This is a genomic window from Undibacterium hunanense, assembly GCF_014284335.1.
GTDB lineage: Bacteria > Pseudomonadota > Gammaproteobacteria > Burkholderiales > Burkholderiaceae_D > Undibacterium > Undibacterium hunanense.
Genome location: NZ_JACOGF010000013.1, coordinates 95,359 through 116,898 on the forward strand (window position 1 = coordinate 95,359; position 21,540 = coordinate 116,898).

The 21,540-nt window shown below is 48.8% G+C and carries 20 protein-coding genes, 1 tRNA gene and 1 pseudogene; 16 read left to right on the forward strand and 6 right to left on the reverse strand.

Going from position 1 to position 21,540, the window contains the following annotated elements:
* The first annotated feature begins 49 nt into the window (after nt 1-49).
* The 11 genes from rimP to H8L32_RS21700 all read left to right on the forward strand — a co-directional run bounded on the left by rimP (nt 50) and on the right by H8L32_RS21700 (nt 12,441).
* The gene (gene rimP, locus H8L32_RS21650; protein ID WP_186949349.1) at nt 50-535 is read left to right on the forward strand and encodes a ribosome maturation factor RimP; all 486 of its coding nucleotides are present in this window, start codon (nt 50-52) and stop codon (nt 533-535) included.
* On the forward strand, nt 532-2,091 hold the full coding sequence (nusA, locus tag H8L32_RS21655) for a transcription termination factor NusA (protein WP_186949350.1): 1,560 nt from the start codon (nt 532-534) through the stop codon (nt 2,089-2,091). The genes rimP and nusA overlap by 4 nt, the downstream gene beginning before the upstream one ends.
* A 47-nt stretch (nt 2,092-2,138) precedes the next feature.
* On the forward strand, nt 2,139-5,015 hold the full coding sequence (gene infB, locus H8L32_RS21660) for a translation initiation factor IF-2 (RefSeq protein WP_186949351.1): 2,877 nt from the start codon (nt 2,139-2,141) through the stop codon (nt 5,013-5,015).
* Nucleotides 5,016-5,072: 57 nt separating this feature from the next.
* A complete protein-coding gene (gene rbfA / locus H8L32_RS21665; protein WP_186949352.1) occupies nt 5,073-5,462 on the forward strand; it encodes a 30S ribosome-binding factor RbfA in 390 nt (129 codons plus the stop codon).
* Between the two features lie 56 nt (nt 5,463-5,518).
* On the forward strand, nt 5,519-6,451 hold the full coding sequence (truB, locus tag H8L32_RS21670; RefSeq protein ID WP_186949353.1) for a tRNA pseudouridine(55) synthase TruB: 933 nt from the start codon (nt 5,519-5,521) through the stop codon (nt 6,449-6,451).
* A gap of 123 nt (nt 6,452-6,574) precedes the next feature.
* A complete protein-coding gene (typA, locus tag H8L32_RS21675; RefSeq protein ID WP_186949354.1) occupies nt 6,575-8,407 on the forward strand; it encodes a translational GTPase TypA in 1,833 nt (610 codons plus the stop codon).
* Nucleotides 8,408-8,527: 120 nt separating this feature from the next.
* On the forward strand, nt 8,528-9,391 hold the full coding sequence (locus H8L32_RS21680; protein ID WP_230412351.1) for a DMT family transporter: 864 nt from the start codon (nt 8,528-8,530) through the stop codon (nt 9,389-9,391).
* Between the two features lie 88 nt (nt 9,392-9,479).
* Complete coding sequence (trhP, locus tag H8L32_RS21685; RefSeq protein ID WP_186949356.1) at nt 9,480-10,868, forward strand: prephenate-dependent tRNA uridine(34) hydroxylase TrhP; 1,389 nt, start codon at nt 9,480-9,482, stop codon at nt 10,866-10,868.
* 82 nt (nt 10,869-10,950) lie between these two features.
* Nucleotides 10,951-11,247 carry a DUF1294 domain-containing protein gene (locus tag H8L32_RS21690; RefSeq protein ID WP_186949357.1) on the forward strand — a complete coding sequence of 99 codons (297 nt, stop codon included), beginning with the start codon at nt 10,951-10,953 and terminating at the stop codon, nt 11,245-11,247.
* 91 nt (nt 11,248-11,338) lie between these two features.
* Nucleotides 11,339-11,722 carry a cupin domain-containing protein gene (locus tag H8L32_RS21695; protein WP_186949358.1) on the forward strand — a complete coding sequence of 128 codons (384 nt, stop codon included), beginning with the start codon at nt 11,339-11,341 and terminating at the stop codon, nt 11,720-11,722.
* Between the two features lie 47 nt (nt 11,723-11,769).
* Entirely contained in the window at nt 11,770-12,441 is a 672-nt protein-coding gene (locus H8L32_RS21700; RefSeq protein WP_186949359.1) for a hypothetical protein, read from the forward strand.
* Nucleotides 12,442-12,681: 240 nt separating this feature from the next.
* On the opposite strand, the gene H8L32_RS21705 is transcribed toward H8L32_RS21700, so the two are convergent.
* Nucleotides 12,682-13,668 (reverse strand): DUF4214 domain-containing protein, encoded by a 987-nt coding sequence (locus H8L32_RS21705; RefSeq protein WP_186949360.1) that lies wholly within the window; start codon nt 13,666-13,668, stop codon nt 12,682-12,684.
* Between the two features lie 174 nt (nt 13,669-13,842).
* Here H8L32_RS21705 and H8L32_RS21710 point away from each other — a divergent pair, with 174 nt between their 5' ends.
* Nucleotides 13,843-14,385, forward strand: coding sequence for a hypothetical protein (locus tag H8L32_RS21710; RefSeq protein WP_186949361.1), 543 nt, complete (start codon nt 13,843-13,845; stop codon nt 14,383-14,385).
* A gap of 100 nt (nt 14,386-14,485) precedes the next feature.
* On the opposite strand, the gene H8L32_RS21715 is transcribed toward H8L32_RS21710, so the two are convergent.
* Together H8L32_RS21715 and H8L32_RS21725 are read right to left on the reverse strand one after the other, a co-directional pair.
* Nucleotides 14,486-14,770, reverse strand: a complete 285-nt coding sequence (locus H8L32_RS21715; RefSeq protein ID WP_186949362.1) for a hypothetical protein — start codon at nt 14,768-14,770, stop codon at nt 14,486-14,488.
* Between the two features lie 924 nt (nt 14,771-15,694).
* Nucleotides 15,695-15,874, reverse strand: a complete 180-nt coding sequence (locus H8L32_RS21725) for a hypothetical protein (RefSeq protein ID WP_186949364.1) — start codon at nt 15,872-15,874, stop codon at nt 15,695-15,697.
* 89 nt (nt 15,875-15,963) lie between these two features.
* On the opposite strand from H8L32_RS21725, the gene H8L32_RS21730 reads away from it, so the two are divergent.
* Nucleotides 15,964-16,311, forward strand: a complete 348-nt coding sequence (locus H8L32_RS21730; RefSeq protein ID WP_186949365.1) for a hypothetical protein — start codon at nt 15,964-15,966, stop codon at nt 16,309-16,311.
* Between the two features lie 362 nt (nt 16,312-16,673).
* A pseudogene (locus H8L32_RS21735) lies at nt 16,674-17,018 on the forward strand (helix-turn-helix domain-containing protein); the annotation flags it as partial.
* A 177-nt stretch (nt 17,019-17,195) separates the two neighbouring features.
* Here H8L32_RS21735 and H8L32_RS21740 read toward each other — a convergent pair.
* The 3 genes from H8L32_RS21740 to dusA all read right to left on the reverse strand — a co-directional run bounded on the left by H8L32_RS21740 (nt 17,196) and on the right by dusA (nt 19,293).
* Nucleotides 17,196-17,271 (reverse strand) — tRNA-His (locus H8L32_RS21740).
* Nucleotides 17,272-17,378: 107 nt separating this feature from the next.
* A complete protein-coding gene (locus H8L32_RS21745; RefSeq protein WP_186949366.1) occupies nt 17,379-17,945 on the reverse strand; it encodes a hypothetical protein in 567 nt (188 codons plus the stop codon).
* A gap of 307 nt (nt 17,946-18,252) precedes the next feature.
* A complete protein-coding gene (dusA, locus tag H8L32_RS21750) occupies nt 18,253-19,293 on the reverse strand; it encodes a tRNA dihydrouridine(20/20a) synthase DusA (RefSeq protein WP_329605216.1) in 1,041 nt (346 codons plus the stop codon).
* 312 nt (nt 19,294-19,605) lie between these two features.
* Between dusA and H8L32_RS21755 the strand changes: the two genes are divergently transcribed.
* Both H8L32_RS21755 and H8L32_RS21760 read left to right on the forward strand, forming a co-directional pair.
* Entirely contained in the window at nt 19,606-20,325 is a 720-nt protein-coding gene (locus H8L32_RS21755) for a Crp/Fnr family transcriptional regulator (protein ID WP_186949367.1), read from the forward strand.
* 224 nt (nt 20,326-20,549) lie between these two features.
* Complete coding sequence (locus H8L32_RS21760) at nt 20,550-21,344, forward strand: Crp/Fnr family transcriptional regulator (protein WP_186949368.1); 795 nt, start codon at nt 20,550-20,552, stop codon at nt 21,342-21,344.
* Nucleotides 21,345-21,540: the final 196 nt, after the last annotated feature.

Genomic DNA, 21,540 nt, shown 5'->3' on the forward strand with positions numbered 1-21,540 from the left:
TAGTGGCCTGGTTTGTGAAATGTGAAGCAGTGTTTTTCGGAGAATAAGTTTGGCTTTGTTGGATTTGATAGAAAAAACCGTCAATGGTACCGGATACGATCTGGTGGACTTTGAGCAGGCCGAGCGCGGTCTGTTCCGGGTTTATATTGATTTTTTACCGGAAGACCTTGAGCGCGGCAATATCACGGTGGAAGACTGCGAAAAAGTCAGTCACCAGTTATCGCATGTGCTGACGGTTGAAAACGTCAATTACAGTCGCCTGGAGACTTCTTCTCCCGGTCTCGACAGGCCGCTCAAAAAAGTTGCAGACTATGTGCGTTTCGCTGGTGAGAAAGCCAATGTGAAATTGCGTATGCCCATGCCGGGCACGCCCAATCGCAAAACTTTCGAAGGCGTTCTGCACGAGCCTGAAGGTGAAAATCTGAAGCTGGAATTTGAAGTAAAAGATGGGTCGGCCATGCTGGAGTTTACGCTCGCCGATGTGGATAAGGCACGCCTCGTGCCGCAAGTGGATTTTAGGAGTCGCAAAGCATGAGTCGTGATTTGTTGTTATTGGTGGATGTGCTGGCGCGTGAAAAGAACGTCGATGAAGAGGTTGTTTTCGGATCGCTGGAGCATGCTTTGGCGCAAGCGACAAAAAAACGTTTTCCCGGTGAAGTTGATATTCGCGTAGAAATCGACCGTGATACTGGTGAATTCCGCTCTTTCCGTCGCTGGCATGTAGTGCCTGATGAAGCAGGCCTGCAATTGCCCGACCAGGAAATCCTGCATTTTGAAGCAGTCGAAGATGATCCTGAAATCCAGGTCGATGATTACATCGAAGAAGAAATTGAATCGGTAGACTTTGGTCGCCGCTTTGCCCAGGATACCAAACAGGTTGTCTTGCAGCGTATCCGCGACGCGGAACGTGAACAGATCCTGGCCGATTTCCTGGAGCGTGGTGATTCACTGGTAACTGGCACCATCAAACGCATGGAACGTGGCGAAGCCGTGGTTGAATCCGGCAAGATCGAAGCCCGTTTGCCACGTGACCAGATGATCCCTAAAGAAAATCTGCGTGTTGGCGACCGTGTCCGTGCCTACATCCTGCGTATAGACCGCAATGCACGTGGCCCGCAAGTTATCCTGTCCCGTACTGCGCCAGAATTCATCATGAAACTGTTCGAGCTGGAAGTGCCAGAAATCGAACAGGGTTCATTGATTATCAAGTCTGCTGCGCGTGACCCTGGTGTGCGTGCAAAAATCGCGGTGTTTACTGCCGACAAGCGTATTGATCCTATCGGCACTTGCGTCGGTATGCGTGGTTCACGCGTACAAGCTGTAACTGGCGAGCTGGGTGGTGAACGTGTTGATATCGTCTTGTGGTCTGAAGACCCGGCGCAATTCGTTATTGGTGCACTGGCTCCGGCAAATGTGTCCTCCATCATGGTGGATGAAGAAAAGCACGGCATGGACGTGGTTGTCGATGAAGAAAACCTGGCAATTGCAATTGGCCGCAGCGGACAAAACGTTCGCCTGGCAGCTGAATTGACAGGTTGGCAAATCAATATCATGACCGCTGAAGAGTCTGCCAATAAAGCTGAGCAGGAAACCGCCGGCATCCGCAGCCTGTTCATGGAAAAACTCGACGTGGATCAGGAAGTCGCCGACATCCTGGTTGATGAAGGCTTTTCCAGTCTGGAAGAAATTGCTTACGTACCGATCAGCGAAATGCTGGAAATCGAAGCCTTTGACGAAGATACCGTCAATGAGTTGCGTAACCGTGCCCGCGATGCCCTGCTGACAGAAGCAATCGCTTCCGAAGAAGGTCTGGAAGGCATGGATGATGAACTGGTCAACCTCGAAGGCATGACCCGTGTCACCGCAGGCAAGCTGGGCCTGGTTGGTATCAAAACGCTGGCAGCTTTTGCCGGTTTGGCATATGACGAATTTGGCGCGATCCTGGCATTGTCAGCCGACCGCGCCCGTCAATTGATTAAAGAAGCATTTGAAGATGTGACTGATGATGAGATGAAACTCATCGACGCTAAATATGATGATCAGGCCAAGGCGTTGTTAGCCAAAGCCTGGAAACTCGTAGAAGCTAAGTAATTCACGGGTTTGAATCTCATAACGCGCACATAGAAAAAGAGGACTGAATGGCGAGTAACAATGTAGCCCAATTTGCCACCGAGCTGAAGATGTCAGCAGATTTGCTGCTCACGCAATTGCGTGCGGCGGGCGTCAGTAAGAGCTCGACCTCAGATTCGCTGACAAAGGAAGACAAAGATAAGCTCCTTGAGCATCTGCGTCGTTCCCACGGCGTATCTGCGGACACAGAAAAGAAAAAAATCACCTTGACTCGTAAGGAAACGACCGAGATCAAGCAGGCGGATGCTACTGGGAAATCTCGTACCATTCAGGTTGAAGTTCGTAAAAAACGTACTTTCGTCAAACGTGATGATGCTCCTGCTGATGAAGCACAGGGCGCAGCAGTGGTCGTTGATCCTGCTGAACAGGCACGCAACGAAGAAGAAGCGCGTCACGAAGCAGAGCTGATTGCACGTCAGGAAGCGGAATTGCTTGAGAAGCAAGAACGTCTGGCCAAGCTGGAGGCTGAAAAAGAAGCCCAGGCCCAGGCCATGCGTGAAGCTGAACTGGCCGAAGCTGCCAAGGCAGAGGCTGAAAAGCTGAAAGCCGAACAGGCTGCTGCGGCTGCCAAGGTCGCTGACGTTAAATCGCCGGATGCCAAGTCTGTAGAAGTAAAGCCTGCGCAGGTTGCTGTGGACGAAGATAAAAAACGTCTGGATGCAGAAGACGCGAAGAAAAAAGCAGCGACCGACGCCAAAGAAGCGGTTGAGCGCGCTGCTGCGACTGAAAAAGCCCGCAAAGCTGTAGCGGATGAAGTTGCGCAGATTAAAGAAATGATGAATGCAGCACGCCGTCCGGCGAAAGCACCTGAACCGGTTGCTGCTGCACCTAAAGTTGCTGAAGGTACCTTGCACAAGCCTGCTGACAAAAAAGTCGCAGAGAAAAAGCCAGGCGCACCAGCAGAGAAAAAAGACGAAAAGAAACCAGTTGTTGCAGACAAGAAGGCGATCAAATCCGCCAACGTGTCTTCCACATGGCAGGATGACGCTGCGAAAAAACGCGGCGGTGGCCTGAAAACCCGTGGTGATACATCTGGTGGCCGTGATGGCTGGAAAGGTGGCCCTAAAGGCCGTCGCAACAATCATCATGATGACCGCGAATCCAACTTCCAGGTACCGGTAGAAGCCATCGTTAAAGATGTGTTTGTACCTGAAACCCTGACAGTGGCTGAGCTGGCACATAAAATGGCAGTCAAGGCATCCGAAGTCATCAAGCATTTGATGAAACTGGGCCAGATGTGCACCATCAACCAGGTACTTGATCAGGAAACAGCAATGATCCTGGTTGAAGAGATGGGTCATAAAGCCTTTGCTGCAAAACTGGATGATCCTGAAGCCATGCTGACGGATACCACAGAGCACGGTGAATATGAATCCTTCCCACGTGCACCTGTCGTGACTGTCATGGGTCACGTTGACCATGGTAAAACATCCCTGCTGGATTACATCCGTCGCGCCAAAGTCGCGTCTGGTGAAGCTGGTGGCATTACGCAGCATATCGGTGCTTATCACGTAGAAACGCCGCGTGGCATGATCACTTTCCTTGATACGCCAGGCCATGAAGCGTTTACCGCGATGCGTGCCCGTGGTGCCAAGGCGACGGATATTGTTATTCTGGTGGTAGCTGCGGATGACGGCGTCATGCCGCAAACCAAAGAGGCGATTGCCCATGCGAAAGCAGCTGGCGTGCCGCTGGTCGTTGCTATCAATAAAATTGATAAACCAGGTGCCAATGCAGACCGCGTGACACAAGAGTTGATCGCCGAAAGCGTCGTGCCTGAAGAATACGGTGGTGATTCACCATTCGTGCAGGTATCTGCAAAAACTGGCCTGGGTATCGATTCCCTGCTGGAACACGTCTTGCTGCAAGCTGAAGTGCTGGAACTGAAAGCACCGAAAGATGCACCTGCCAAAGGTCTGGTCGTCGAAGCGCGTCTGGATAAAGGTCGCGGTACTGTTGCCACTATTCTGGTGCAGTCCGGTACCTTGAAACGTGGTGACGTGGTGTTGGCCGGTTCTGCTTATGGTCGTGTCCGTGCGATGCTGGATGAAAATGGCGCGAATATCTCCGAGGCTGGTCCATCCATCCCGGTAGAGATTCAGGGTCTGACAGAAGTGCCGTCCGCAGGTGAAGAAGTCATGGTCATGGCGGATGAACGCAAGGCACGTGAAATCGCCTTGTTCCGTCAAGGTAAATTCCGTGACGTCAAACTGGCGAAACAGCAGGCAGCCAAGCTCGAAAACATGTTCGAAAACATGGGCGAGGGCGAAGTCAAAAACCTGCCTATCATCGTCAAGACCGACGTACAGGGTTCACAAGAAGCGCTGGTGCAATCTTTGGTCAAACTGTCAACCAGCGAAGTGCGTGTACAGGTTGTACATGCAGCAGTTGGTGGTATTTCCGAATCCGACGTCAATCTGGCAGTGGCTTCCAAAGCGGTCATCATCGGCTTTAACACCCGTGCTGATGCATCTGCCCGTAAATTGGCAGAGTCTAACGGCGTTGACATCCGCTACTACAACATCATTTACGATGCGGTAGATGAAGTCAAAGCAGCTTTGTCCGGTATGCTGGCTCCAGAAAAACGCGAACAGATCATTGGTATGGTCGAGATTCGTCAGGTCTTCGTGGTCAGCAAGGTTGGCGCGATTGCCGGCTGTCTGGTTACCGATGGCGTGGTCAGGCGTACATCCTCTGTCCGTTTGCTGCGCAACAACGTGGTTACCTGGACAGGCGAGCTGGATTCGCTCAAGCGTTACAAAGACGATGCCAAAGAAGTCAAAGCCGGTCTGGAATGCGGTCTTTCACTGAAAGGCTACAACGAGATTCAGGTTGGCGATCAGCTTGAAATATTTGAAGTACAAGAGATAGCACGTACTCTGTAACTCAAGATAACCCCGGACCAGTTCCGGGGTTGTGGTTTATGGAGATGTAAGAAAATTATGGCAAAACATAGCAAAAATATTCCCGGTCGTGGCCTGCGTGTAGCAGACCAGATTCAACGTGACTTGGCAGAAATCATCTGGTCTGAACTGAAAGACCCGCGTGTAGGTATGATCACGCTGACAGAAGTGCAACTGACTCCCGATTACGCCCACGCAAAAGTGTATTTCACCACGCTGGTGGATGACCCTGTTGCGGTAAAAAACACGATTGAAGCCCTGGCGAAAGCATCTGGTTTCCTGCGCAATCAGCTGGGTCTGCGTCTGCATATCCATACCTTGCCGCAACTGCATTTTGTGCATGACACATCTACTATCCGTGGCATGGCCATGTCAAAACTGATAGATGAAGCCAATGCCACACGCGCCAAAGACGACGGCGAAAACTGATTCCAGACTGATTGATACACAGTGAATGCTCAGCCTGGCAACAGGCTGCTGACAACATGACGACTCCGCAGATAAAAAGAAAGCGTGTGCCTGTGCACGGTGTATTGCTATTGGATAAGCCAGTTGGTTTTTCCAGCAATGATGCCCTGATCAAGGCCAAGCGCTTTTTGAATGCCGCCAAAGCCGGGCATACTGGCACGCTTGATCCATTTGCTACTGGTTTGCTGCCGCTGTGCTTTGGCGAAGCCACCAAGTTTTCCCAGGACCTGCTGGAAGCAGATAAAACCTATACCACGGTCGTACACCTTGGTGTCACCACGACAACGGGGGATACTGAAGGTGAGGTGCTGGAAGAAAAGCCGGTTGATGTCAGTCTGGAGCAAATCCAGCAAGCATTGCAGCAATTCACCGGCCCCATACAGCAAGTGCCGCCCATGTATTCCGCACTCAAGCGCGATGGCAAGCCCCTGTATGAATATGCGCGTGCCGGCATTACGCTGGAACGTGAAGCGCGCAGCGTTATCATTCACGAGCTGGAATTGCTGGCCTATGAAGCGCCTTTCCTGAGTCTCAAAGTCAAATGCAGCAAGGGCACTTATGTGCGGGTGCTGGGTGAAGACATAGGTGCAACGCTGGGTTGTGGCGCGCATCTGAAGGAATTGCGCCGTATCGGTGTGGGTCATCTGGTATTGGAAAAATCCATTACCCTGGAGTATCTTGAAAGTTTGCCAGAACCTGAGCGTCTGGCATTGCTGGACCCGGTTGATGCCTTGTTGTCCAGCTTTGACCCGGTTTACCTCACAGATGAGCTGTCGCGCCGCTTTCTGCACGGCCAGCGGCTGGCATTAAATAAAGAAGAAGTCACATTGCCCATTGAAACTGGCCGCGTTCGCGTCTATCGTGAATCGGATGGACAGTTGCTGGGTTCGGCCCAGTTGCAGGAATACGGCATACTCGCGCCAGAGCGCCTGATTGCCACTGAACATTAATTGTGTCATCGCACGGTAGCAACTCCTTGAAATAATAGGAGTTTTTCTACTTTTGCGCTGCAACATGTTATAATCGCAGGTTATCCGATTTACCCAATAGATTTACCCAATAAGAACGCTATCATGTCTACTTCAAAACGCGCTATCCGTAACATCGCCATTATCGCTCACGTCGATCACGGCAAAACCACTCTGGTTGACCAGTTATTGCGTCAGTCCGGTACTTTCCGCGACAACCAGCAGGTTGATGCCCGTGTTATGGATTCGAATGATATCGAAAAAGAGCGCGGTATCACTATTTTGTCCAAGAACTGTGCTGTTGAATACAAAGGCACACACATCAACATCGTCGATACCCCTGGCCATGCTGACTTTGGTGGTGAAGTAGAACGTGTTCTGTCCATGGTGGACAGCGTTTTGTTGCTGGTAGATGCACAAGAAGGTCCAATGCCACAAACGCGTTTCGTTACGCGTAAAGCACTGGCTCTGGGTTTGAAACCTATCGTTGTCGTCAACAAGATCGACCGTGAAAACGCAGATCCACAAAAAGCCGTCAACGCGACTTTTGAACTGTTCGACAAACTCGGTGCAACTGACGAACAACTTGATTTCCCTATCGTCTACGCATCCGGTTTCAAAGGCTATGCAGGCCTGGAAGATTCTGTGCGCGAAGGCAATATGGAACCTTTGTTCGACGCTATCCTGGAACACGTTCCTGCGCGTGAAGATGATCCGGACGGTCCTCTGCAATTGCAAATCACTTCCCTGGAATATTCTTCCTATGTTGGTAAAATCGGCGTTGGCCGTATCCTGCGTGGTCGCGTCAAGGCATTGCAAGACGTAGTCTGGATGAATGGTCCTGAAGACAAGCCAACCAAGGCACGTATCAACCAGGTATTGACATTCAAAGGCCTGGACCGCGTTCTGGTTGATGAAGCACTGGCAGGTGACATCGTCCTGATCAATGGTATCGAAGAAATCGGTATCGGCTCCACCATCTGCGCACCGGACACGCCTGAAGGCCTGCCGATGTTGAAGATTGATGAGCCTACACTGACCATGAACTTCATGGTGAACAGTTCCCCACTGGCTGGTCGCGAAGGTAAATTCGTGACTACACGTCAAATCCGTGACCGTCTGGAACGTGAATTAAAATCCAACATGGCTTTGCGCGTTGTGCAGGCAGAAGGCGATGATTCCACGTATGAAGTTTCTGGCCGCGGTGAGTTGCATCTGACCATCCTGATCGAAAACATGCGTCGTGAAGGCTTTGAATTGGCTGTATCCCGTCCACGCGTGGTCTTCAAAATGGTGGATGGCGAACGTCATGAACCATATGAAAACCTGACAGTAGACGTAGAAGAAGCCAATCAGGGTGGCGTCATGGAAGAACTGGGTCGTCGTCGTGGTGACCTGCAAAATATGGAACCGGACGGCAAAGGTCGTGTCCGTCTGGAATACCGTATTCCAGCACGTGGCCTGATCGGCTTCCAGGGTGAATTCATGACATTGACGCGCGGTACGGGCTTGATGAGCCACGTGTTTGATGAATACGCACCAGTCGACAATTCCAAAGGCGAACTCGGCGGCCGTCGCAATGGCGTGCTGATCTCGCAAGATGATGGCGCAGCAGTTGCCTACGCTATCTGGAAATTGCAAGACCGCGGTCGTATGTTCGTCAGCCACAATGACCCAGTGTATGAAGGCATGATCATCGGTATTCATTCCCGTGACAATGACCTGGTAGTGAACCCGATCAAAGGCAAGCAATTGACCAACGTTCGTTCTTCCGGTACAGATGAAGCGGTACGTCTGGTTCCACCTATCCAGATGAACCTGGAATATGCAGTTGAGTTTATTGACGACGATGAACTGGTTGAAGTCACACCTAAGAGCATTCGTCTGCGCAAGCGCTTCCTGAAAGAGCACGAACGTAAAAAGGCATCACGCGAATAAGCTGATTTCTTTTGACTGATGCGGCTGGCAATTCTGCCGCATCTAGATCAACCCGTTTTGCTCTAGCCAGTTTGGCCAGAGTCAAACGGGTTTTTTATTTGGATCAACATGCAAAATAAAATGACTCACCGCAAAGCGGTGATGCTGATGATTTGCGCTGCCACTCTGTGGAGTATTGCCGGTGTATTTACCCGTCATCTTGAAGTGGCACGTAATTTTGAAGTGACTTTTTGGCGCAGTTTTTTTGCCGCCGTGTTTATTGCCGGCGTCATGCTGCGACAATATAAATGGGCCTTCATCCCGCGCCTTAAATTGCTGGGCAAGATAGGATTTCTGTCGGGCTGCATGTGGGCCACCATGTATAGCTGTTTCATGATCGCACTGACCATGACCACGGTTGCCAATACCTCCATCATGGAAAGTCTGACACCTTTGTTCACTGCTTTTCTGGCATGGATGATATTACGCCAGCATATTCCTGCGCGTACCTGGTGGGCGATTGCTGCCGCCGGTCTGGGCATGTGCTGGATGTTTGCCGGCAGTTTGACAGAGGTGGATAGTCGTGGCCTGACAGGCATGCTGATTGCGCTGGGCATTCCGTTCGCGTCTTCAATAAACGTCATCATCCTGAAAAAAGGTGGACATGCTGTTGACCTGGTACCAGCCGTGTTTGTTGGTGGCAGTCTATCGGCACTGATCATGTTGCCATTGGCCTGGCCATTTCAAACCTCATTGCATGATATTGCTATCCTCGCTATTTTGGGCTTTTTTCAACTGGGCCTGCCTTGCATGTTGATGGTCAAGGCATCGAATAGTTTATCTGCGCCAGAGATCGCCTTGCTGTCCTTGCTGGAAGTATTGCTGGCACCAATCTGGGCCTGGCTGGGTGCGGGCGAAGTGCCTGCACAATCCAGCATCATCGGTGGAGCAATCGTGTTGACTGCGCTGGTCTTCAATGAATTGGCCGACATGCGCAAGGATTGATCTGCATCAAAGCTTGTACCGATAAATTTTGAGCTGACAGGGCAGGGACTTATGATCGCGAACATTTTTCTTTTCGGATCACCCTGCCATGACTGTAACCTCAGTAAAAAACGCAATAAAATCCCCGGAACTTCTCTTGCCCGCCGGTTCGCTGGAAAAAATGCACGCCGCTTTCGACTTTGGTGCCGATGCTGTCTATGCAGGCCAGCCACGTTATAGCCTGCGCGCCCGCAATAATGAATTTTCTACCCTCGATGTTTTGCAGCAGGGCATAGACGGTGCCCATGCACGCGGCAAACTGTTCTTCGTCGCCAGCAATATCTTCCCGCACAATAGCAAACTCAAAACCTATCTGCGCGATATGGAACCCGTCATCAACATGAAGCCGGATGCCCTCATCATGGCTGACCCTGGCCTCATCATGATGGTGCGTGAAAAGTGGCCAGAAGTGCCGGTACATCTGTCCGTGCAGGCCAATGCCGTCAACTGGGCCGATGTAAAATTCTGGAAAAAGATGGGCCTGACCCGCGTCATCCTCTCGCGTGAATTGTCGCTCGATGAAATAGAAGAAATTCGCCAGCAATGCCCGGATATGGAGCTGGAAGTGTTTGTCCACGGCGCCTTGTGCATCGCCTATTCTGGCCGTTGTTTGTTGTCTGGTTATTTCAATCATCGCGACCCCAATCAGGGCACCTGCACCAATTCCTGTCGCTGGGATTACAAGGTGGAAAATGCCACCCAGAATGAAACCGGTGATCTGGCACGCATCCCGGTTGAAAGTATCAAACTCAATTACCAGCAGGCACTGGAAGAAGCCAATCAATCTTTTTCTGCCATGGGCGACATGCCACGCCATCCTCTGGCAGATAGGCCTTACCTGATAGAGGAGGGTGGTAAGCCAGGTCAGTTCATGCCCATACTTGAAGATGAGCATGGCACCTACATCATGAATTCAAAAGACTTGCGCGCCGTTGAGCATGTGGAGCGACTGGCTAAAATCGGCATCGATTCACTGAAAGTCGAAGGTCGTACCAAGTCTTTGTACTACGTCGCCCGCACTGCTCAGACCTATAGACGTGCGATTGATGATGCGGTTGCCGGCCGTCCATTTAACACCGACCTGCTGGGGCAGTTGAATGGTCTCGCCAATCGCGGTTATACCGACGGTTTTTATCAGCGTCACCATACGCAAGAACATCAAAACTATATGGAAGGCGTATCAAAGGCACACCGCAGCCAGTACGTAGGGCAGGTTTTGCAAGTGGCAGATGGCTGGGCCGAGGTTGAAGTCAAAAACCGCTTCGCCGTCGGTGACGAGATAGAAATCATTTCTCCAAATGGCAATGAAATTTTCAAACTGGTAGAAATACGCAATGGCGATAATCAATCCCTGAACATGATAGGTGGCGCAGGGCATAAGGTGCGTATTCCGCTGGATGCCAAATATGAAAAAGCATTGCTGGCCAGAATGTTGTGATGGCTGACATGTTTGGCATGCAATAATCTACAGTTTCCACGCCGCATCCTGATGTGGCAAATTGCTGCAATGTAGATTCCTTATGTCCGCTATTGACCCCCGCTTACTTTTGCCCGGCTTGCTGCTCATGGTGTATGCCATCATGAGCCTGGTCACGCTATGCATGTATGCCATCGACAAATCTGCAGCAGGCAAGCGCGGGCCAAGGATTTCCGAGAGAAGCTTGCTGCTATGCGGCCTGGCAGGCGGCTGGCCGGGTGCCATCGTGGCACAAAGTATTTTCCGTCATAAGACACAGAAAACCTCTTTCCGACGCGCCTTTTTTGCCACGATCATCCTTAATCTGGCCTTACTCATTGCCGTTATTGTCATATCATAAACTGTTATTGTATTATTGATATAAATACATCTGAATAAGCTGATGGTGCTGGTTGTTCAGTATGCGTCATGCAATCTTCAGGGGAATGGCTATGCAAATAGATCCGGTAAAAACCTATATCGCCCTTGCGCCGGACGGGCAGTCCACTGTGTTGCCTGGTGGCGATGCTTTCTGGAGCCTGCCCATGGCAGAAATAGATCAGTATGGGAAGCACTGGTTAATTTCTGAATACGCCTTCGATGCTGATTGGCCCAGTTGGGAAATGCACCCGCATGCCGATGAGTTTGTTTACATGCTGTCCGGCGCTGCCGACTTTGTGCTGAAAGTGGACGGGGCTGAACAGCATATCGCGCTGAAGGCAGGCAAAGCTGTGCTGATACCCAGGGGTCATTGGCATACCGCCAAAATGACCACGCCTGGCCGCATGTTGTTCTTTACCCGGGGTGAGGGAACAGAGCATATGTCGGTATCCTGATCATCAAAAAAACAGATTATTGAAACTAACTCATTGCAAGGTTCAGTATGACTAGCGATAACGAACAAATCGAGAAAAAAGCGGAAGCCAGCTTATCTGCGCTTCAGCTTGCGCCAACATCATTGGCAACACGGACCTCAGTACCACTGGAAGTGCAGGCTGCCACGCCACCACCGACTGAACACACACCAGGTACGCCCTTGTCTCCGGCAATCATCAATAAGGCATGGACAACCGCCGCCATACTCTTGATGGCTTCCATCCTGGGAATTCTGTTCATCATCGGGTTGAGTGTCTGGCAAACGCTGGCCTGGCTGCGCGATACCAAAGATCTTGGAAATATGTTCATCGTCACATCGATAGGCTTGATTTATAACAGTATTTTGCGCGACATTGCCGCACTGACAGGCATCGCCCTGGCAGCGGGCGGCTTGCTGGTATCTTTTTTGACGATCAATCAAACCATCGGCGTCGCTGCCACCGCTAACGAGAAAAATCTGGCCGACCTCAAGACCAACTCACCCGGCGTGATCGCGATTGTTTTCGGCTCCCTCATCATCATCGCTTCGCTGTATTTCAAAGGTGAATTTAATTTGAAGGATGAGGGTATGTCGACTGGAACGAAGAGTCAAACCAGTGCTGAGCCAAAAATTGTGCCGGTAACTGCCGGGGATGTGAAGCCGGAAGCTCTGCATGAGCCAAATGGAGGTCAGAAGTGAGTGGAATTAATTTTTTGATCTTCCAGAAACTGATTGAGTAATTCTTGAAAACTGAAACTGCATATAGTTAATTTGTATAACAGCCCGGCAAATCATTGGCTTGCCGGGCTGTTTCTACTCTTGATTTAAGAGTTTTTTTTGGGGGGGCGCTGTAAGGTATAGCGGTTTAAATATTCTCAACAATAGGTATTTAAACCCGCGCTATGAGTAGCGACAATGCATTTGCAAAACGGGTGTAGATCAGCCTAACCACTGGGTAAATTCAATCCCATTTTTGATTGCTCCAATGACGATGGCTTGGTTTTCCGTGCTTTCGCAGAAACTTGCCAGTGCGCCCGCTGCCGTAATTTTTCCTGTGTTCAATTGATCTGCCCAGTAATCAAAGCCAGCTTTGTCTGGTGCTCGATGCAGAACATTTTGATAGAAGTTGGTGACAAGTGTTGTTGTGGATGGATTGGCGCCATATAGTTTTTGGAATTCTGGAGACTGCATAAAGCCAGCTGCAATTTTTGTCAGATTTGAGCCTTTATCCATATCATTGATCCAATAGCCCAGCCCTGATAGATCGGGTTTGCGATCAAAAGCCGCCTGATAGAGGCGATATGCTTGGCCAGCATTGCCTGTTATATCGAAAGCAATAGTCGTATCTGTAAATTTAACTCGTTCAATGCTATCAATTTCGTAACCACCAATTCCCTTCATGAGTATGAAGTGACCATCTCTGGTTGCTATTGCGTATGCGCTTTTCGAGTCGGATATTTCATAGGTATCAAGCTTGGTAGTTGATCCGGCAATTTTCTTGTACGGAATGGCATCTGCATATAACTGAACACGATAGACGCCGGAGTCATAGTTAATTCTATTGTATATATTTAATGATAGTGTTGTCTCTGTATCGAAATACAAAAGATCGCTAAATCCTGAGGACTCGCCAATTGTGTACCTATACGAATAATAGAAATCATCATTCTTGGGATTGAAAAGTGTAATCGCCTCCCACAAGCCTCCCGATGTATTAAAGTAGTTCTCAATTCGATAGATGTAGCCAGGTTTGAAAGTAACTGAATACGTTGCCGCATCAATTAATTTTCTATTCGGATTTAGAGATCCCTCCAGCTTGGCGTCGGGTGTAAATATATCGCCATCTGGCACGATCGTTACTACGCCTTTATTGACTGGGAATGCGGTTGTGTAACCAGGAACATTATATAAAACCGTGCTTGACATGTTTACCTCATAATTAAGAAGAAAAGTTATTTTTTACTTAATTATATTTGAAATTGTCACACTTTGATACAAATAATTCCTTTGTATATTTGCTTCTTGCATTGCTTGGTGCAATTGAAGGATTGTCAAACTAATTATTGATTTCGCGATAATGTACTGAAGCTGGTATTGAAAGTGCGTGGGTTGACTTCTGTTTTACTTGCTAACGCTGGGCGATGTCAGTTGAAAGCTGAAGCGTGGCTTTGCCGAGCTGCTGATCGCGCGATGGATATCTATTCGTATGCATTCGTTTATAACGTAATCGCTTGCACTTATTTCGTCATTTTTAATGTATTTATCATGTTTGAAATCGGAATAAGCACTCTATTTAATAATCTAGCTTCGTTTATGCTTATTAATAGTACGCATGTATACAATATAGCAATCATATACCTACAAATGTTAGAAGGTAGATGCTCAGTAGGCATAGTCACTGGTCGAATATGGCTCGCCAATTTAACTTGTGGCTCACTCATAAAAGCAACTTTTCTTGTGGGGTTTATTTTTAATAGGATATGGGCAGTGAGTACTTTTAGAAAACTGGGTAAAGTGATAAGCCCGATTATCAAAAATACAGATGAAATCATCATTCCTTTATCGTTAAATCGCCATGGCAATATCGAAAGCAACGTGAAGATTGTCGCTGCAAGTATTGAAATTGCAATTGTCACTATATAAATGGGAAGAATGTATTCGTCATTCTTAAGCAGTTCTTTTGTTACAAGTCTCAAATGCCTTAAAAGAGCGTTAAATTTCCTAAATTCATCCTGATGAATAATCAATGCCATTTCAACCCCCTAATTTCTCTATACCCTCGTGCAGCAACGCGCAATAAAGATTTAGCTGCCAAAATAAAAAAGACGCCGCCAGTACTCCACTCATGCACGGTTACGATGTAATTCTTCAATGCCCCATGTAAGGTGCAATTTGCGAGCAGCTCAATTGCCGAGAGAGAGATAATAATTAATGCCGAATAAGTAACTTCCTTTAAGAGTGTAATTAAAGACGTGAGAAATTCATTTTTTTTACTTTCTTCTTGAATTGAGTCTTCTTCGCTCTCCATCCGATTCCCCGACTTACGTGTTAGCGTGATTGTGATCTGAAATTTTTGAGGAAATCCGTCTTTAACAGTAATTTATTTTATTGTGCTATTAAACTACAATTATTTTAGATTATCGTGCTTTTCGGAAATATTTCTCTCAGTAGAGACGCTTCTCGTTTAGTTTTTATATAAAGATCTACAATTAATCGCAATTGCATATATTCTGCTTTTTTCCGGGTTCGCACATTTTTCATTCGCAATAAATTGAATAATTTTTAGGCGGGTAGCGCCCACTTGTAAATATAGCATGTAAATTAACTATTTAATGCAATAATCGCCAGCATATGGACAAATCTTGTTATTTGGTGCGATGGAACAGATCATAAAATAATAAAACCGCCTGGACAGCTTCCTCGCCTGGCGCTGGTAGTAGGGCAGGGGTTTTGCCTCTTAAATTCAGCGACTGCTGTCTTCGAACCCGGGGTTTTTGCTTCAACTGTCGACGAGAGCTAACTGGCGCACAACAGGAACAGATTTTAGGATTGGCGCATTAACTAATACACTTTCGGATTGACCTAAGCATTGTTAGCGGTTTCTACACTTTCTATTTTGGCCGTCTCCTGGGAGATATCCGAGCCGCAATACCTACACTTGATCGCTTCTATTTTGATGTCTTCGGCGCAAAACGGACATTTCTTAGTTGTTGAGTCAGTCACCCTACAGTTGCAAGCGGCTCGATTTCAGTGAGCCAAATTGACTCAACAAAAGAAGCGTTAGTTGCGTCAGTCGCAGCAGCAAATCTGGACATTTCTACCTTGAGACTCGTTAGCTGGCACGATCTTTGGAGATCGTAATGGTATTGGTTCTGAGCAACTTAATCAGTTGCCTGGATCGATGAAGTGAGAGAACAGTTGATCAAGTCGATCCAGGCAGTGAATCAGAGGACTACGTACGGTTTGTCAGATACGTTGTGTAGGTATCGATGAAATCATAACTGAATTCTGCGACGGCTTTGCCAGTTGTACCGTCTGTAGCTTTACCTCCTGGAACAAAGAGGTTTGGTTGATGTTTTATGAGCAGTTCCAATAGATATTCTGCTTTTGCACGCGCGTCAACAAGTTCCATTTCGTACCCCTTCCATGGGTAATTGATAAAAGTGAATCATTTCAAATTTAGCATGCTTTATTGATATCAAGTGTTAAAAATATATAAACATGAGCAATTCAGGAAATGAACCACTTTTTTCGCGCAAGCCCACGATTCAATTATCGGACGAACAGCTCACGAATGCACGCAGGATCGAGGCTGCACTCCTGCAGCAAGTGCACAAAACCAAGGTTTGCACGATAGCTGATGCCTTTGGCGTGTGCGAGACAACCGCTGGTCGGTGGGTGAACGATGGCGAGCTAACGTTCCTGGCAGTGATTGGCGTTGAGGCTGTGCCGGCAGAGCATGCCTATTCGCCGAGAATTGTGGAAGCGCTGATGACGATTGCGGGGACGAAGATCGCACAGGCGGGTAGTGCTGAAGAATTCTTCGCCAGCCTGAAAGTGTCGCAATGACGATGTTTAATCCTGCCGCGCGGATTGAGGAAATTCACCGAAAAAATCAGATCCCACAAATTGCACCTTCAGGGATGTGGTTTTGTTATGGACCACGTTTCCCCAACAGCAGTGGCCAGTCACGATCCTTCCAGCAATTCAAGAATGCTGTTGGTGACACTGTTTGCAAGTTTTGCAAATTGTGCCGAGGTATGAAATGAACTTATTTGGATTGATTGCTCTGAATGTAAGCATCGATTTCCTTAGTTGTATTAGTTTCGATTTGATCTGACAGTTGGTCCTTGCAAAAGGAGAGATTACCCGGTTTGATAGAGGTGCGAATCTTTATTAAACCAGCACGAAAGTGCCATAGGAGTAATCTCATGAATAGTATTTCTCAAAACGTCATTAAACACAAAGTTGGGCTGCTCAACCTTGCTGCCGAACTAGGTAACGTGTCCCGTGCCTGCAAAGTAATGGGTTTTTCGAGGGACACGTTTTACCGTTATCAGTCTGCCGTTGAGAGCGGTGGAGTTGAAGCTCTGATCGATTCCAACCGGAGGAAGCCAAATCTGCGCAATCGTGTTGATGGTGTCGTTGAAGACACAGTGAAAGCGTTTGCAATTGAACAGCCAGCATATGGCCAGGTTAGAGTTTCCAATGAGCTACGTCGACGTGGGGTGTTTGTTTCGCCCTCTGGTGTGCGTTCAATCTGGTTGCGACACGATGAGTGCACATACTTTGCCCCAAGTAATTAGCAGAATCCAATTCAGGAATTTTGAAACAACAAAGCCCACATTCAGTGGGCTTTATCGTTCTCCGTTGCAAAATTTTGATTTTCGTTGTAAAGTTCCGAAAATCAAAGTTATCCACAGGGAGTAAGTACTTGATTTATATAGTATTCTTGGGGTGATCGATGGGGTTCGAACCCACGACAACAGGAATCACAATCCTGGACTCTACCAACTGAGCTACGACCACCACTGTGTTACACCCTTGCATTTGCAGCGCAAGAGAGCTACGCATTATACGAGGAAACGGGCTTTTTGGCAATACTTTCTTTATTGGCAGTCTGCCCGGGACTTGTTTTAGCCACCACCGCCCATACCGCCGCCCATGCCACCACCACCCATTCCACCGCCACGCTGGCGTCCCATGCCGCCTTTTTGTTTGCTGTCGCCGCCGGATTCAGGGCGTTTCATTTTGTCCGGGTCCTGTGTCGCTCTCAACGACGATAGCAGGAACATTTGCAGCATTTGTCGTTGTTTGTCGTCCAGGGCGTCATTGATGGTCAGCACCAGTTCACGCATCTGTTTATTTTCTTGCGCGGTGGTTTGTTCTTCCTGTTCGATTTGCGGTGTCAGTTCACGCAGTTCTACATTGTTTTGTTCCAGGCGCTGCTCCAGCTCTACCTGCATGCGTTCACGGCGTATATCGCGCTGGCGACGCATGGCTTGGAGTTTGTTTTCTGTCTGTTGCCACAGCACTTGCTGATTGACATTCAGGTTCAGTTCTTTCTTCAGTTCATTTGCTTTTGCCAGCAGGCCGTCAAAGCGCAAGTCCATGACGGGGTTGGCATGTGCCAGTTGAGCCAGTAAAGGTGAACAAACCATACCCAAAGCAAAAACAAATTTAATGGAGGCTTTGTGCAGCATATGTGGATTCCTGTTTATCGACATGTTGAAATAAAAAAGCCTACGCAAGTGATTGCGTAGGCAACCTCACTGTCGCAGTGAGTTGAAGGATCGTGCGAGAAAACAGGGTCAATATATGCCTGCGTTTGCCGGTGCCGACAAGCTATTACAAATTCTTACGTATGTACTGATAAGGACATAAAACAGATCATTAGCGTTACATGAATCTTTACAATCTATACGTTTCTCTACAGTTTGATACAGACAAAATGCGCGTCCATCCTGAATCTTTTGGATCAGGATTGAAGATGGACAGCGGAGAATGTTTTTATTCGGAGAACTGCTCTTCGCGGGTTTTTTCCTGCAAGGCAACTTGCTGCATGCGTGTGGCTGCTTCCAGCAATAATTCTGGATTGCCGAGTGCAAGTTTTTTGCTGTCAGACAAAATTTGCCTGAAGCTGCGTGCCCCAGTCATGCCGGTCATCAGACCCAGCATGTGGCGCACAACGGTGTTCAGGCGCAGGCCTTTGCCGTCGTTGCCATACAATTCCAGCTGGCGGTGTATGTAAGGCACCATGCAGGCCAGGATTTCTTCACGGGTTTTTACCGGGCTATTGTCGCCATAAAAGCGGGCGTCAAAACTGGCCATGAAATACGGATTGTGATAAGCCTCGCGGCCTATCATGACGCCATCCACATGTTGCAGATGCAGGCCCATGTCTGCGGTCGTTTTGATGCCGCCGTTGAGGATGATTTCCAATTGCGGAAATTCCTGTTTCAGACGATAGGCATAATCGTATTTCAGCGGCGGGATTTCGCGGTTTTCTTTGGGGCTCAGGCCCTTGAGGATGGCATTTCTGGCGTGTACGATAAATGTCTGGCAGCCGGCTTCTGCTACCGTGCCGACGAAGTCACGCATGAATTCATAGGAATCGACATCATTGACACCTATCCTGTGCTTCACGGTCACGTCGATGGAGACGGCATCTTTCATGGCCTTGACGCAATCTGCCACCAACTGTGGTTCAGACATCAGGCAGGCACCAAAGGCGCCTTTTTGCACGCGTTCAGAAGGGCAGCCGCAATTCAGATTGACTTCGTCGTAACCCCATTCCTCAGCCATTTTGGCGCATTGTGCCAGGTCAGCAGTTTCGCTGCCACCCAGTTGCAGGGCAACAGGATGTTCGTCCGGATTGAATTCCAGATGGCGTTGTGCGTCACCGCGCAGCAGGGCTCCGGTGGTGACCATCTCGGTATAGAGCCAGGTATGACGGGTGATATGGCGATGGAATTGGCGGCAATGTCTGTCAGTCCAGTCGAGCATGGGGGCAACAGAGACGCGGCGCGAAGGTATTGCAAGTTTATTCACGATAAAACAAAACAGCGATTCTCAATCCTCTATTGTAACCTGCGCGGGGACTTTTACCTTGCAGTCTGGCCTTGCAGGCTAGAGTAGTGAATCATGCGCCTCTCAACGCGGCTTCCAAAGACAGTTCCAAAGTCAGTTCTAAAGTCAGTTGAATATTACCGGGATTTATTTCAATAAAATTACGTTCTTGGAGTCACATGTGTGCGCAAGAGCGCATAGAAAATTTACATCACGTGATAGCCTCTATGCAGGAATCTGCTTGCACTCACGCAAGGTAGAAATGTCAATGGAACCAAGGGCTTAAAAACGCGAATGCTTCAACCTCACAGCCCTTTGCAAAATCATCTGCTTGCTGCCTTGCCTGCTGCCGAGTTTAATGCCCTGGCAGCCGGGTTGGAACTGGTGTTGATGGCAGCCGGCGATGTACTGTATGAATCCGGCGTGAAACAGCAATTCGTTTATTTCCCGACGACTGCCATTGTGTCCTTGCTGTATGTGCTGGAAGAAGGGGTGTCAGCCGACATTGCTGCTGTCGGTAAAGAGGGTGTGGTAGGTATTTCCTTGTTCATGGGGGGTGATACCACTCCTAATCGTGCCGTGGTTCAAAGTGAAGGTCACGCCTATCGCTTGCGAGGGCCGATTCTGAAAAACGAATTTGACCGTGCCGGCCCGCTCTTGCGGGTGTTGCTACGTTATACCCAGGCACTGATTACACAAATGACGCAGACTGCCATCTGTAACCTGCACCATACGGTGGAGCAACAGTTGTGTCGCTGGCTTTTGTTAAGTCTCGACCATTTGTCATCTGACAGCGTTCTTATTACCCAGCAACGCATCGCCAATTCCCTCGGGGTGAGGCGTGAAAGGGTGGCAGAAGCTGCCGGGCGCCTGCAACGCGCAGGTTTGATCAGCTACAGTCGCGGTGCGATCGTGGTGCTGAACCGGCCTGCGCTGGAAGAAGTAGCCTGTGAATGTTATCTGGTGATCAGAAAAGAGTTTGATCGTCTTCTTTCGGATGTTCCCTTCCGGTAATTTTTGCTGACCGCGGTGTTTTGCGCTGGCCTGGCAATGTCGATGCGATGGCAAGCCTTGCATATAAGATGCAGTTTGTGAGCGATGGCGCACATACACAGGCGCTAATCCTGCTACTCTGTTAGAACGCATTTCACCTCTATTGATGAAATGAGTTCCAGAACTTATTCCATCCGTCTAATCCATGTCGTTCCTCACCGGGATGGCAGTTACAAGCCCATTCCATGACCATCCCGCATAACCCTTTGCAAAATCATTTGCTGGCAGCTTTGCCGCTGGCAGAATTCGAACGTATCGCAGTTCATCTTGAATTGGTGGCCTTGCCATTGGGAGAGGCCCTGTATGAAGCCGGTGCCACGCTGAGTTATGTGTATTTCCCGACGACTTCCATCGTTTCACTCTTATATGTGCTTGAAAACGGTGCCTCGGCAGAAATTGCGATTGTCGGCAACGAGGGCATACTCGGTATTTCGCTGTTCATGGGCGGTGAGACTACACCCAGTCGTGCAGTGGTACAGGCTGGCGGCTACGGTTATCGTTTGAAGTCCCAACATCTCAAAGAGGAATTTAATCGTGCCGGGCCCTTCCTGCGTTTGCTGTTGCGCTATACCCAGGCCCTGATTGCGCAGATGACCCAGACTGCCGTCTGCAACCGCCATCACTCTATAGAGCAGCAACTGTGTCGCTGGTTATTGTTGAGTCTGGACCGTTTACCGACAGATTCAGTGTCAATGACGCAAGAACTGATCGCCAATATGCTGGGTGTCAGACGCGAAGGTGTTACTGCTGCTGCCGGTAACATACAAAGAATGGGGCTGATCAACTATAGTCGCGGCAAGATAGATGTGATTGACCGCCCGGGCCTGGAGAAAGTGGTTTGCGAATGTTATGCCGTCGTCAAACATGAGTTTGACCGTTTGCTGTCGGACATTCCGCCGGGTGATCCTTTACGGGTGCTCGGATCATCAGATACAGCTGCTGCGACCCACTCGTCAGCCAATGGCCATGCAGATATTTAATCATGCTGGTAACTGAGTAAGATCAATTTTAGGTGGGTTTAAGGTTGCTTGAAGGTCGATTTAAGGTCGGATTCAAGCGGCTTTGACATTAAATCGGCTTGGTCTGTGCGCTAGCACACAAAGAAATTCTTTCAAAGCTGCGATAGTCTGTTTCTAAGCGAATTAATGACGGCATTGTAACAATGCTGCCAATCCT

Excerpts from the sequence above, each read along its gene's own strand:
- H8L32_RS21695 (WP_186949358.1), top strand. The coding sequence starts at position 11,339 with ATGCAAATAGATCCGGTAAAAACCTATATCGCCCTTGCGCCGGACGGG.
- rbfA (WP_186949352.1), top strand. The coding sequence starts at position 5,073 with ATGGCAAAACATAGCAAAAATATTCCCGGTCGTGGCCTGCGTGTAGCA.
- nusA (WP_186949350.1), top strand. The coding sequence starts at position 532 with ATGAGTCGTGATTTGTTGTTATTGGTGGATGTGCTGGCGCGTGAAAAG.
- H8L32_RS21700 (WP_186949359.1), top strand. The coding sequence starts at position 11,770 with ATGACTAGCGATAACGAACAAATCGAGAAAAAAGCGGAAGCCAGCTTA.
- truB (WP_186949353.1), top strand. The coding sequence starts at position 5,519 with ATGACGACTCCGCAGATAAAAAGAAAGCGTGTGCCTGTGCACGGTGTA.
- H8L32_RS21690 (WP_186949357.1), top strand. The coding sequence starts at position 10,951 with ATGTCCGCTATTGACCCCCGCTTACTTTTGCCCGGCTTGCTGCTCATG.
- H8L32_RS21730 (WP_186949365.1), top strand. The coding sequence starts at position 15,964 with ATGAGCAATTCAGGAAATGAACCACTTTTTTCGCGCAAGCCCACGATT.
- H8L32_RS21755 (WP_186949367.1), top strand. The coding sequence starts at position 19,606 with ATGCTTCAACCTCACAGCCCTTTGCAAAATCATCTGCTTGCTGCCTTG.
- infB (WP_186949351.1), top strand. The coding sequence starts at position 2,139 with ATGGCGAGTAACAATGTAGCCCAATTTGCCACCGAGCTGAAGATGTCA.
- H8L32_RS21760 (WP_186949368.1), top strand. The coding sequence starts at position 20,550 with ATGACCATCCCGCATAACCCTTTGCAAAATCATTTGCTGGCAGCTTTG.
- typA (WP_186949354.1), top strand. The coding sequence starts at position 6,575 with ATGTCTACTTCAAAACGCGCTATCCGTAACATCGCCATTATCGCTCAC.
- H8L32_RS21680 (WP_230412351.1), top strand. The coding sequence starts at position 8,528 with ATGACTCACCGCAAAGCGGTGATGCTGATGATTTGCGCTGCCACTCTG.
- H8L32_RS21725 (WP_186949364.1), bottom strand. The coding sequence starts at position 15,874 with ATGGAACTTGTTGACGCGCGTGCAAAAGCAGAATATCTATTGGAACTG.
- trhP (WP_186949356.1), top strand. The coding sequence starts at position 9,480 with ATGACTGTAACCTCAGTAAAAAACGCAATAAAATCCCCGGAACTTCTC.
- H8L32_RS21705 (WP_186949360.1), bottom strand. The coding sequence starts at position 13,668 with ATGTCAAGCACGGTTTTATATAATGTTCCTGGTTACACAACCGCATTC.
- H8L32_RS21745 (WP_186949366.1), bottom strand. The coding sequence starts at position 17,945 with ATGCTGCACAAAGCCTCCATTAAATTTGTTTTTGCTTTGGGTATGGTT.
- H8L32_RS21715 (WP_186949362.1), bottom strand. The coding sequence starts at position 14,770 with ATGGAGAGCGAAGAAGACTCAATTCAAGAAGAAAGTAAAAAAAATGAA.